This is a genomic window from Paenibacillus sp. Soil766 (assembly GCF_001428105.1).
Classification (GTDB): domain Bacteria; phylum Bacillota; class Bacilli; order Paenibacillales; family NBRC-103111; genus Paenibacillus_E.
Map to the genome: position 1 here is coordinate 231,794 of NZ_LMSJ01000001.1, position 14,120 is coordinate 245,913.

General features: G+C 46.0%; 5 protein-coding genes. All 5 read right to left on the bottom strand.

What is annotated here, in order from left to right:
* Positions 1–165: 165 nt before the first annotated feature.
* A complete protein-coding gene (locus ASG89_RS00750; RefSeq protein WP_057308393.1) occupies positions 166–1,773 on the bottom strand; it encodes a response regulator in 1,608 nt (535 codons plus the stop codon).
* 1 nt (position 1,774) lies between these two features.
* On the bottom strand, positions 1,775–3,586 hold the full coding sequence (locus ASG89_RS00755; RefSeq protein ID WP_057308394.1) for a sensor histidine kinase: 1,812 nt from the start codon (positions 3,584–3,586) through the stop codon (positions 1,775–1,777).
* A gap of 311 nt (positions 3,587–3,897) precedes the next feature.
* Positions 3,898–5,472 carry an S-layer homology domain-containing protein gene (locus ASG89_RS00760; RefSeq protein ID WP_057308395.1) on the bottom strand — a complete coding sequence of 525 codons (1,575 nt, stop codon included), beginning with the start codon at positions 5,470–5,472 and terminating at the stop codon, positions 3,898–3,900.
* Between the two features lie 94 nt (positions 5,473–5,566).
* A complete protein-coding gene (locus tag ASG89_RS00765; RefSeq protein ID WP_200963396.1) occupies positions 5,567–11,365 on the bottom strand; it encodes a sugar-binding protein in 5,799 nt (1,932 codons plus the stop codon).
* Between the two features lie 284 nt (positions 11,366–11,649).
* Positions 11,650–14,100 (bottom strand): TIM-barrel domain-containing protein, encoded by a 2,451-nt coding sequence (locus ASG89_RS00770; protein WP_235549536.1) that lies wholly within the window; start codon positions 14,098–14,100, stop codon positions 11,650–11,652.
* Positions 14,101–14,120 lie beyond the last annotated feature (20 nt).

Sequence of the window (14,120 nt, forward strand, 5' to 3'; positions counted from 1 at the left end):
AAGCGGTATCATTTCCTTAATTTCATTCTACGAATTCTAGGTAAATAATTACAGAGACTATTCTCGGACAGAAAGGAAAATTGTTTGCACTTGCAAAAAAAAAGACGCAAAGTGACATTTACGGAAAATGTCTCATTGTGCCGTTTGTTGAGAAAAAGAATTACTCTATTGGATATTGTTCACGTACTTACTGGGGGCAATGCCAATATACTTCTTAAAGCATTTACCAAAATAATTAGCATCTGCGTATCCGACCTGACTTGCAACGTGTTGTACAATCTTCTCTCCTTGATCAAAAAGTCCCTTTGCTTTCTTGATGCGTAATTCAGTCAAATAGTCGTTAATTGTAATGGAGGTTTCTTTTTTGAATACATAACAGAGGTGATTGTAATTCATATGCACACTATTTGCAAGATCTACAATACGCAATTCTTCATTCCCATAATGATTCTGAATATATAATTTTACCTCGTCCACGACTTTGGCAGCTCTGCTTTGTTTCCTGCCATGCACATGTGAAATTACTTTGAGAATTAGGTTGCGAATCCATCTCTCTAGTTCACCGAAAGAGTTCAACTGTTGGATGTACTGTAAAATATCTGATTTCACCGTATCCTGAAATACGTCTTCGAAGCTTTGAGACATCTCATCTAAAAATTCCAAACAGGTGGATACAATTTCAAGTGCGGAGACAAAAAGCATTTCAATGGAAGCGTTCTTGGTACGAGCATCCTGAAAGAAAGTTGTAAGCCACTCTTCCGTCTCTGTGAGATTTCCAATTCGCATACTCATCAACAGCCCGATTCTCCGTTCTACGGAGAATAAACTAACCTTCATCCCCGATTCGGCAATCATGGAATGAAGTATAACTTGATTACCGCCCAAAACAAAGCGATGTTTCAAAGCTACTAACGCTTCTTGGTAAGACACAGATATCGCTTCAAAGCCAGGATATCCATTGCCAACGCCGATCGTTACCGTACATCCCAAAGTTGCCTGAACCGATTTCCGAATCGCTTCACCAATCGCTTCCACACTGTCGGAAGAAGCGGTAGGAACACCAAGTATGACCACATACCGATCGTTAGCGTCGTGGCAACTAGCACACGGATATGCGTTTCGAATAAATTCTTGGGCTATATGTTGAACAGCCAGCTTGCGAATATGCTTATCTTCTTCGGAAACAAGTTCCTCCTGTGAATCAATATCGACAACGAATACCCTATATAATGGAGCATGCAGGTTGATGCCCAAGTATTGCAAACGATCTGAAGTCGTCGAGGAATCTACCACTCCGTTGCCCTGCAGCCATTCATTTAATAATCGCTCCTTTAACATTGGCATATTCTCTGTTGCCTGCTGCTTTAAGCGTTCATAGTCCAGCTTTACTGACCGTTCCTTATGGATCAGATCCTTTATTTCAAGTAAGGATCTTCTAAGTTCATCCTCGTCAATCGGCTTGAGCACGTAATTAAAAACCCCAAGCTGCACAGCCATTTTGGCATATACAAACTCGCTTTGACCTGTTAACATGATAAATTTTGTTTCCTGCTCTGATTGTTTGGCTTTCTGAATAAATTCCATGCCGTCCATAATAGGCATATTAATATCGACCAAGACGATATCAGGACCAATTTCAGACATCAACACTAGAGCTTCCTCACCATTCTTCGCTTCGCCAGCGATCTGGAAACCTAACTCTTCCCAAGGCAATGAAATTTTCAACGCTTGTCTAAAGTAATATTCATCATCGACAATGAGCACTTTTAACATCTCATACCTCCCGCAATGGTTTGAACGGCAAACGGATGGTAACTCTGGTATATAAGCCTACTTCGCTTTCTAACTCTAATCCGTATCTGTCCCCATACAGCATTCTAATCCGATTATGGACACTTCTGACTCCGAAGCCAGTTCTTTCACTGAAGTCCGAAACTTCCCTCAACAATCCCTTTATTTGCGATTCTTCTATTCCCACGCCGTTATCGTAAATTTCAATACGCACCTCGTCACCCAGTCGGTGCCCAGTAATCCTCAATAAGCCTTTTTCCTTTTTCCTCTTAAGTCCATGATAGATAGCATTTTCCACGATCGGCTGCAACGTTAACTTCGAAATTGCACACGACATAATTTCCTCGTCAATATCCATTGTATATTCCATATACTCCACATAGCGCAATTGCTGGATTTCCAAATAACTCTCAGATAGTTGCATTTCCTCTCTAAGTGTAATAATATCGTTACCTTTGCTTAACGAAATTTTATAGAAATTGGCCATATATTTCGCTGCTGTAATGGCTTCTGTTTTCATATTCAGCTTAATAAGCGATATGATCGTTTCAAGGGTATTATACAAAAAATGGGGTTGCACCTGCGTTTGCAGCAATTTGAATTCAATCTCAGCTTTCGTCTTCTGTTCCTCAACATTTTCAGCCAATAGTTCTTCGATTCGGTCCATCAGATTATTAAAAACATCGTTTAAATAACCGATTTCATCCGATGATTGATACGAGCTTCTGACCGTCAAATGGCCAGTCCGAATATCTCTCATCGTTCTGGAAAGTTGGAAGATCGGCCTCGTAATCGATCGAGACAACAGATAGGAGACAATAAATGCGAGCAATAGACATGATGAGCCGATCCAAATAATTAATTTGTTAATTTCTTTGCGCTCCACCGTAATTTCATCAATTGGAATAACACTTACAATCGACCATTCCAATGGTTCCAATCGATGAGTAGATACCAGCACCTTCTCGCTCCCGTTTCCTTGAAAGAAGCCTGTTTCTACTTGTGTCGAATTAGGAATTGATATCGAGGTTGCCTCTTTGAAATCCCGGTACAAATTAGCTTTATTCTGGGAGGAGATGATTTTCCCATTTTGATCGAGTATATAGAAATTCCCTTCCTTGTAGTTCATTTTCCTTTCATAAATAGAGGCGATAACCGTTTCTTTTATGTATAAAACAACCAATCCAACAGTTTTTCCAGTATCTTTATGGATCACAGTTTTGGAAACAGCAAATACGTTGTCATCCCCTTCATATCGGAATTTGAACTTCATTAACCCTGTCAAGACAGGCTGAAAGGAATGATCGGTAGCTTCTGGGCCGGATCCGAATATACGGGAAGCAAACTCATTATCTGCAAAGCCTACATCGACCCATTGATGATTCGAGGTGAGAACACTTACCGCTTTGATATTGGTATTGGGCTCAACAATGTTGCTAATGACTTCAGAGAGCGTCTTTTTCATTGATAAATTGTCTAACCCCCCCACATAATGAGAGGTCGATAAGTTATTATTTTCTAAGAAATCGTTATAGAGTTCATTTTGCAATCTGAAATCGGTTGCCAATATTTTTGAATAATCTTCTACTGTCGTGATTAATGTCTGAAGGTTATTGTCTATGAGAACGAGTTCCCTTGACGAATTTTTGACTGCTTTCTCGATAATTGCTTTTTGAGAGACGATGTTGGCAAAAAGCGCAATAATTGAAATCGAAAGGATAATAATCAAAATATTTGTGGAGAAGATTTTGTTCTTAATCGAGATCCCATTGAAATATTGCTTATACCCTTTCATGTTGATGCCACCTTTCAACTGAAGCAGACAAACATTAATTTAAGCGTTCACCAGCAAACTAACTCATCCCATTCCCATCATTATATAAGGAAGAAATTAACAACACAATATTCATTCTTGTGCAATTTTTTTGCATTAAAAGCCCAATAAGCACATGTCATCTCTAAAGAGACATACAGCTTATTGGGCATTAAACTAGCGAACTCAAATATTTTTTCCAGTTTGACCCATTCCGCTACAGAACTCCAAAACACAGCTGCCGCACATGAAATTCACGTGCGGACAGCCTTCCTTATTCATGCTCGCGAGCGTTATTGTACCTGTTGAGCATCCAAAATCCGAATCATACTAACTACCGCTTCTGCACGAGTGCTGAAAGCCTTCGGCTTCAGCGTACCGTCTTCGTAGCCGTTCAGCACACCCTTAGCGATCAATGCCGCAAGGGGCCCTTGTGCCCAGGCGGAGACGTCTCCACGATCCTTATAGTCCAAGTCGATGTTGGCAGATGCCAATTGTGCAGCACGTGCAAGGATTACGGCCATTTGTTCCCGGGTGATGCTGTCATCCGGGCCGAAGGTACCATCCTGATAGCCGACTACAATCCCCTTTGCGGATGCTATTGCAATTGCATTCTTTGCCCAGTGGTTACCGGTATCGGAGAAGGCTGTTCCACCTGTTGCCGTCAAGTGGAACACCCTGACGATCATGGATACGAACTCAGATCTGGTTACGGTTAGATCAGGCTGGAATGTGCCGTCTTGGTAGCCGTCGATCACTCCTGCTTTTACAAGTTTTTGGATACCTGCTTCCGCCCAGTGTCCTTTAATATCGGTCAAGACCGGAGGTTTGACAGATGCTGGCTTTGCTGCTGCCAATACGGCAAACTTGGTGAAGTGCGTCACGCTGCCGGAAACGGTGCCTTTCACAAGGTCGATCTTAATATCGTCCAATTTGACCCATTTGCCGGTTTCTTCGTTGTACCAGTACAGTGCCACCTCATGCTCATCGTCCAGCAAGCTGGTGTTGAACGGAAGGGTGATCGTGACTGGTTTTTGGAACGGTCCTGCTACATCCTTGATAATCTCATACACATCTCCAGCCAGCTTCAAATTCGTATCCGGCTTCAGCTGTGAGGTGTCGCTCAACTTTTTAATGCTCACATAAATATCACTTCCTACTGCTCCTGCCGGCAAGTTAACTGCCGCTCCTTTATTCTCTACCTTGCCACCTGTGTCTTTATGCACCTTAACCGCGCCTTCCGGTTCAGGGGTCGAGACAGAGGAAGTCTGCCCCGGATTGCCCTGGCCCGAATTATTCGACGGCGCGACCACACTTAAGCTAGCAATCGCGTTCGTGTCGAAATCGACAACGTTCATTGTACTGTCCACGGTTTTTATTTTTTTCAGCTCGACCGTTCCGCTTCCCAATGCCGTTGCCTCAAAAACCATTTCCGCCAGTACGACTGTCCCTGTCTCTCCGGATATCGGTCCGACTTTCGTAAACGCCAATACAATTTGGCTGCCGTTTAAGGCAGGCGTAACGGCATAACCGAATCGGGCGCTGGATGCGCTTATGAATCGCAAATGATCGGTGTTGAACGTCGCTTGAAGTTCTGTCGCATACACGTCGGATAGACCTTGACCGACCACCTGGACTCTGACTTCACGGCCGGTGATCGGCTGATTGTTTGAAACGGAAAGCGTGTACGTCGGAGCGGCGTGAACGACCACAGTCGCCAATGAAAACACGCTTAACAGAAATGAGCCGGCCAGCAAAAGACTTAAGCAGACGATTCGAATCTTTCTCAGCACGGCGTAGTGACCGTAAAAGTCTCCCGATCGGTGAAAATTAGGCAACAGCGCAGTCACCCTCTTAGTTTGTCTCATTCGTCAACTTCCTCTCCAAATGGATGGGGGAGGAAGACACGAAAACACCTCCTCCCGACCGTTTAGCCTATCGTTAAATTATGAACCAGTTCAATTACTGCGAGATTCCTAGGATGCGGTAAGCGACCGCCGCCAGATCCTGTACCCCGATCGGACGCGGCGTTGTAATGCCTAGCGCCTTGTACAACGTCCAATTGATGTCCGCGTTGCTTTGCCCGTAGTGTCTTCCAATGACCGCCAAATCCCCGATGGTCAATACGCTTGATCCGGACAACGTTTTTAACGATCCGTTGAATACGGATGTCGCTACTTCCAACTGAGTTGCCGCTTCTTGAATGCCTGCCTGGGATATGACCGGATCGGCCAGCGCGATGTTGGCGGCAGCTAGTTTTGTTTGCAGCAGCGCTATGGAACCTCGCGCATATTGTCCAAGGAGCGAACCTTCTATCGCGCCGGTCAAGCGGCTGTCAGCCATGGCAATTGCCGCGCTCAGAGCCGTTTTGCTAATAAGCTCGATCTTCACATTATGGCTGGCCGAGCTTACCTGCGTTTCAGTGACGCCGTCCGAGATGATCACATGATCGACCGTGATGGCATTAAGCTCGACAGTCGCACCAACGTCTTTGGCCTTGAAGCTCAGTTCCAGCAGATTGTCTGTATTGGAAATAGCCTGGCCTACGCTTGCAGCAAGGAATCGGATGTTGGCCTCACCGCCGCCCGAAGTGCCTTCATGGTCAAGCACAATCGAGAAGCCGTTTACCAGAGAGATGCCTGACACATATTCCACCTTCGCTGGGTCGTAACGAACGGTCAGATCGATTGCATAGACGTTGGACGTCACGTTGTTCAAGCCAAAGTTCAATTTGAAAGATTGCCCGGATAAGATGGAATCCGCTCCGCTTAGCAACGCGCCTTCTTGACCGCTGATTGAGATCAGCGCGCTGCCGCTCAAACTGGATCCGCTGGCTTTCGCCGTTACTTTCACGACGCCATTCTTTTTGGCCGACAGCAATCCCGTCTCGCTGATGATCGCTGCATTTGTCCCCGAACCGTCTTCTGCGGTAACCGACCATACGACTGGCACTCCTGCTAACATTTGCAGCGTGCCGGCTTTCGTAGTGATGGAGGTCGCTCCTGCTGCTCCGGAAACTACCGGTGGCTTGCCCACAAGTGTAACCACACCCCATTGTGAACCGTTAGCATAGGACTGTCCGGTCACGTCGTGCCACATGATAACGTCCTGGCGGCCACCCGTTGCTTTCGCGTCATTGATCTGCAAATCAAATCCAATTACCCGATCAACCGTTGGCAGGGTAGCTTTAAAGGGGATCTTCGTTTCAATGTAATAACCGCCATCCACGACTTTGGCAAAAGACTCAAATCCTGCGCTGATACTGCCTGGATTGAAGGTTTTCGCATTCAGATAATTAATACGGTATTGTCCCATACCTGTGCCGTAGGAGGTTTGTTTACTATTGTTCTCATCCACAAAGATCTCGACGGAGTCATGCTCATGCGCATTGCTGCTGCTGTTGTTCAGCTCAGGGGATTTTACACGCACCAGAACATACAGGTTAGTATCGTCCCACAGTACTTTAGCGGAGCCATCCGTCGGACCGTTCGCCATTGTCAAATGCTTAAGGATCGGCAGCGTGGCGGTCGTATCCCAGAGTGAATCGAGTACAGCCCCGCCGAGAACAGGCGTACCGTATACGGCAGTTGTAACTCCACTCGGTATCAGTTGAAGTGCTTTGGTCGCATTACGCAGCGCGTAATAGGAATTGTCCACTGCTGCCTGGCCGATATCACCATTGGAGACGGCAGTCTTGGCCTCACTTAATGCGCTAGCAAATACGTTCCATGAATTGCTTGTATAAATGGTAGCTTCCTTGTTATTGACGGACTCAATCAAGGAGGTCAGCAGGGATTTGTCGACTGCTGAAACAATTGGATTCGCCGGTCCACCACGGCCCGCCTTGACATTGTTAAAATATGTTTCTACTTTCGTAATTTCGTCAGTTGTAAGCACTCTGTTGTAAATGAGAACCTGCGAGACCCTGCCCAGGAAGCGGTAAGGGGTTGCAGCCGCCATCGTGTAACCTACACCCAGATCCGAGCTGTTTCCTAAAAGCGCCTTAGCGTTAGTTCCAGTGCCGATGACATTATTATTAACATAAACGGCTCTATTAGTTCCGTTTAGCTGCGCCCGAACGCTGGCCAGACCATCAGTCGCTGTTGTTGTAATTTGTTGCCCGCCACCCGATACGCTGCCATCCGTATTACCAAAGCGGATGTTAACTCGGTTTGTTCCTACACCCAGATTAATACCGCTCCAACCGCTGTTGGCCGCCCACGTTTGGTAAGCTTCGTTTAATCCGAAATAAACAAGACCACTTTGATCGCTAGAGTTGTTGGCTGTGGTTGTTGGTCTAGCCAGCGCGTATATCGTCATCTGCGTACTGCCGTTATAATTCTTAAAGCCTGCAGCTTTTAACGGCCTTGACATCGCTGCAAAATCTACATAGTCGTATCCATCGTTCTTTAGCGTAGGGTTGCCGGTTGGTGTTCCAAGATTATCACCACCGCTGCCGGGGACGTTCGCTGGTACAAGCTTCGCTGGGACGCTCCCCATATTTGTCCATCCAGTTACATTACCACTTCCATCTTTTTCCACACCCTCGTCGGCCTTGAGCCATAAGTCAAGACCATCTCTAGGAATATCGGCAGGCGTCATATCACGCACCACGACACGAGCGTGCGACTGGCTGAGAACATCGCCTTCTTTCGAACGTACATAAATAATGTATGGACCGACCAACTTTGGCGCGGTTATCTCTATCATGCTGCCGGAGGCCATTGTTTCTTTGTCGCTTTCAATGAAATTTCCGTCGCTCGATGAAGAAATCCATATCTGTTTAGTGGCGTCGTCCAGATCGTACGCAAACCTGACTTTCCCGCCGGGGGCTACTGACACGTCAGCTGGGAGCAGCCTATTCGCCTCCGATACTGTGGTGGTAAAGTTGAAGGTTATGGCAGGCGTCGAAGTGCTGCCTACCAAAGTCCAGCTACCTGCAGTTCGGATTTCGTACCCATTCGTCACAGGCTTGCCGTTAAGTGTAAAGGTGTAATCCGTACTCAAAGTCAGTTTAAGCGGCCTTACTGCAGAAACTTCATAGCTCTTCCCATTTTCCACATTAGTTGCTGAACCGCTCGCATCAACATATACCGTATACTTGGAAGTGGCCGTTGCTCTGCCGTCTCCATATTTGATATACAGTTTGTATTCACCTGCGGCAGACGGAGCATTAATTGATTTTACGTCGCCGGCAGCTTTTGTCATCGTAGTGCCTTCATTAAAAACAGTTGTGTTCGCGGGCGCGATCCAAACGGTGTCTTGCGCTTTTAGCAGACCCCTGCGGTTCAGCTTTTCACCTTTACCCATAATGACATTGGAAGCCAGCTCAAACTCGGTATCGGCAATGAGGCTCCTTGGAATCATATGCGTGTATTCGTTAGCAAGACCCGAATTCAAAACGATGTCATTGCCCTTAACCGGCCAAATGCGGGCTTCGCTTTTGTAATTGTTGTAAGTAATCCTAGGGCCGCCATTCTGGTCGTTATTCCCATCCACATAACCATCGACGGCAATCATATCGCTTTTGCGCTTCCAGTTGTTAAACTCATAAAGACGGCTCTGTCCAACAGCATGGGAAAGCTTGGACTGCACGACGTTGCCTATCATCTTAATGAACGTGCTGCCTTCGTCCGGATGGAACCCGTTCGTCCAGTTATTGGAGGTCGTGGGTTTGCCAGTTGGGTTCGGGTCAAGGAAGTTGTAGTTCATCTCAGTGAAATTCGTCCAGTTGTCAGAATGCCAGTTACTACTCTTGTCAGTGACAGGGTTGTTTGTCAAATTATTGACGGTGTCCCATGTCCCTCCACCCGGCAAATTACCTGGATCCCCCTGCCGGCCCAGTGAATAAATGGCTCCGGAGTCGTTAACAACTGTGCAAATTTCTTCTACCCGGTTATAGTTTATTTTGTTATTCCTAGAGGTCGTGGAAATCACTGGAGATCTCGCGAGACTCGTTTCATGCGTACCTTGGTAAGGGCCGCCGGTCTTATTGGTACCTTGGGAGGTAAAGCCAAAGCCATCATACTCGTCCCAACCCCAGCCGATGCTCATAGCGCCGTAAGTGGTGTCATAGATGTAATTGTGCATTACCTGCATATTCGTTGTGTAGAAAGAAGCCAGTGCGTTGGCGCCCGGGAATCCGTAACAGGTCCTGAACAAAAAGTTATTTGTAATATAAATATTCTCCGGCACTGCTTCCGTACCCGCCGCAAATTTCTCCTTACCAACGCCCGCCCAATTCCTTATTGGCGTGCCAGAGAGCGAAACACTGGATTCATGCGAAATCGCCACATCGTTTTCATAGATATGCTGCGGATGTCCGATTACAATGCCAGAAGCGAGCGTATCTACGATATAGTTGCCCGAGATTTCGATATCCTTGGCATCGTTTTCTACATGGATGCCATTAAATCCGGTAAGCCCAATCTCACCGTTCAGCACTTTGATGTTCCTCGCCGCGTTGATCATTACCGCTGCCGGCGGTATGTCATACCCTCGGTAGAAAGTCTCATGCCAGTTGATGCTGCTGGGGAAGTAAACTTTGTTCACAATAGAGCCCTGAACAGATGCATAGCCTCGGGAACTGGTCGTGACCGGACCGGATCCGTCGCTAAGTGTATATGTACCCGTCAGTTCAGTCAGTTTATAGTCGGTATGGGCAAACTTCAGCCCGTTGAAGGTTATGTTTTTGACACGTCCATCATCGGAACCCGCAACAGGGTTCAATCGATCTCCTACAGGGATCCCTCTTATGTCGAGGACCGTCTCGAGCCTTGGAATGACCACGTCGGCGGTATTAATATCTTCGCCTGCAAGCGGGATGTAATAAAGCGTGCTTTCCGCCTGGTCGAAATAGAAATTTCCGCGTTTGTTAAAGAACTCGAAAGCGTTGCGGATTACTTGATTGTTACCAGGATTGTATTGCGTGTTATTACCCAAAGACTGTGAAATGAACCCATACGGCATCTGGAACCGGAACATGATACCGCCGGGCTTGCTGCTGGCTGCCGGCGCCTCTTCGATCGACGCGAAGGTGATAAAAGGTCTCGCCCATCTGGCGGTGGAGCCCCCCGTGCTTTCGGCTTCAATGTTTTGGGGGTTTTTCGTTGCTGTCGTCAGACCTACGCTGGCATCGAATACGATACCCGCCCGGATGTTGGTGCCGTTCTGCCACGCCCAAGGGTTATTGGCAGCGGTAAAGCTGGCTGTGGGGGTGCCCGTGACGGTTCTGTTGGCCGAAGCTATTTCCGAGCTCTTCGTCATGGTGGCGCCCTTATCGTTTACATAGAGTGCGCGCAGCTTATCGCTCCGGTTAAGGGTCGTTTTATACGCCTTTAAGCCGCCTGTCTGAGTAAGGCCAACAGCTTCTGTCCATACGCCTTTTTTCAACATTTCGCCGGCGCTGATTACCGGCTTTGCACCCGGCGCCGCCTCATAGCGAATTGTGCTACTTGCACTTCCGGAATCATCCTTGTCAAAAACGAGGGTTTCATCAAGCGTATAAAATCCATCCGCAATTTGAACGACGATATCACCGCCAGTCTTAGGCAGTGTCCTTACTACTGTTTTTGCCTTGGCAAGCGATTTATACGGCTTAGCTTGTGTTCCGTCACCTGTATTATCATTGCCATTTGTAGCAACATAAATTGTTGCACTTGGCGCACTGGCAGCCGCTTCTACCGATCTTGAAAATGGTAACATGGATAAGATCATTACCAAAGTCATAATCCAAATGAATGCTCTCCTTCTCACTTTCATAAAACCTCCTTGGATTTGCAATTTATTAACTGTTCTGGTTAGCACGACAGTAGGAGCTTTGTTCGAATCACCCCCTTCCATTCCGAACTTAACAGCGTTATGTAAGCGATATCATTTCTGAGTTCATTGTAGTTTTTCACGACCCTTTCGTACAGAGACAATCATACGGCCAGAAGGAATTTTGTAGGAACATTGATTGGTTATAGGATAAAAATGCCAAGGTAAGACAAGGAAAAGCCCAAGTACAATTTGGTAAATGACTTGAGCTGTATACAAATAGAATCTTACAAGTCTTCTAGCTTGATTTCTATGTAGTTTCCTGTGTAGTGAATTTGCGTTTTCTTCTCTGCCTCTTTGAGAGATCCATCAACATCTTTAACACCAAAAAATGTTATGTTAAATGACTGATTTGTGCTCATCCCGGGATAAGTTCCTTGCCGCTCTTTGATAATGAAAGTTCGTTTCTCCTCATCCCACACCATAGGAATTAGAGCAAAAACACCCCTTTCATAATTGTAATTGTCTCCTTCGTCTTCATAGTAAACGAAAGAACTATTTTGCCCCGAGTAGATACATAGGTGTATATTATTATTCGGACGTTCTTCAGCAAACTGAATACTCCCGCCCCTAGGCACAATAGATCCTGCCTTTACATAGAGAGGTATACGGTCTAATGGTGCCTCAGCTTCTATCGTTTGCCCACCTGCATAGATGCGATTTGTCCAGAAATCGTACCACTCATTTCCTTGAGGTAAGTAAACATTTCTGGTTTTCTTCACACCTTCAAGCAATTCTGAACCCGCATTGTAATACATAGGCTCGGTGACTGGATTTACTAAGAAAGCTGGGCCAAACATGAACTGATCTCCAATGTTATATGTATTCGGATCGTGCCTGAAGTCAAATGATAACGCTCGCATTAAGGTATAATCATGTAGATATACTTGGGCAGATAAGGCATACAAGTATGGCATTAATTCGTATCGCAGACGAAGGAATTTTACAATGGAATCGTATACAGGCTCACCAGGCTCTCCAAATCTCCATACCTCCCTAGGTGTATCCGTACCATGTGAACGAAACATCGGAAGAAACGAACCATACTGGAACCAGCGAGCATACAATTCCCGGTAACCCATATCCTGGACGCCTGCGTTATATTCACCGTTCCAAAACCATAGTTCCGGCTTATTTTGAACAAAGAATGCTCCAATATCCACTGTCCAATAAGGCGAACCCGTTGCACAGAAATTCAATCCAGCTGGAATTTGCTTTCGAAGCGTCTGCCAATTTGCAGCAATGTCCCCCGACCATGTTACCGTTCCATAACGATGTTGCCCTGCGTAAGCTGAGCGTGTCAGATTTACGACCCGTTTACTCTCTGTGGTTCGGCGTTGTCCTTCATAAATGCCTCTGGAATGCAGCAAGGAATACGCATTAATGAACTCCGGATCAAGATAAAGCTTTGCTTCTTCTGTGTTAATCTGCCTGCGTTGTTCTGGTTCAAGCTTGATTGATCCATGCCAATCCGCTTCGAAAGGTTCTGTGCAATCACACCACCAAGCATCAATGCCGTGTGCAAAAAGTCCTTCGTTCGCCTGTTTCCAGTACAATTGTCTGCCTTTCTCCTGAAAAGCGTCATACGTTGCCTGATTTCCAAGCAAGCATCCATTTTCATTCATTTCCTTATTGTTATCGCTCTGTGGATTCATAATGGGCCAAATGGAAACCATCAATCGCGCATTCATCCGGTGAAGCTCTTCCACCATAGCTTTCGGATCTGGAAAACGTTCAGGATCGAGCGTTTTCTGACCCCAGAGTTCCCCAGTCCAGGACTTCCAATCCAGTACAATACAATCAAGCGGCAGTTCTCGTTCACGATACTCACGAACAACGGCTACCAATTCTTCTTGTGACGTATAACGCTCTTTGGACTGGATATAACCGAATGACCACTTGGGCAGCATCGGTGCTTTTCCAGTTAATTGACGGACTCCATGCACAATACTGTCCATCTCCGGACCATGAATGAAATAATAATCCATTTCATCGTCTACTTCCGTCCATAAATAGGAACCAAAAGTATCATCTCGAAACGTCATCATGGAATAGCTGTCCACTACAATGCCATATCCACGCGTAGATACAAGGACTGGAACAACCGCCTTCATATTTTGTTGATACAAGTATTGATACGTTCCCCGCAAATTCATTACGCCTTCTTCGTGCGAACCCAAGCCGTATAATGCCTCATCTTCCATCCATTCAAACTCAAGCTTTGTATGAAATGCTTTTCGATCTCTCACTTTGGTTACGTTGTCAGCTCGGACACGCAGGCCATCGGCTCCCTGTCCAGCTTCAATACTGGCGGATTCATCAAATACGGATTTCATAACATCCATGGGGACCAGCGTTTTGCCTCTACGATCTGGCTCTTTAGTTAGAACAGCACCTGCAGCATCCAGATAAGTAAAAGCCCCCGTCTTCTTAAGGATCCGTATTGTCAGTTCTGCCGTTGAAAATAATAAATGACTTTGGAGATCTTCTACGGTGAAGCGAATCTTCGAATCAGGCAAACCTGTTATCATTAGACTTTCTTGCGTACTAAATTCAGCTTCCAATGTATATCGAATCCTAATGATCTTGCTGGAATAAGGGGTAAGCATGATTCTCCCGCTTGTCGTTTCTAGCAGCAGACGATCCCTCTGCACAATATGTTGAATGATTTGCATCATGATTCTCCTTGTCAAAGAAA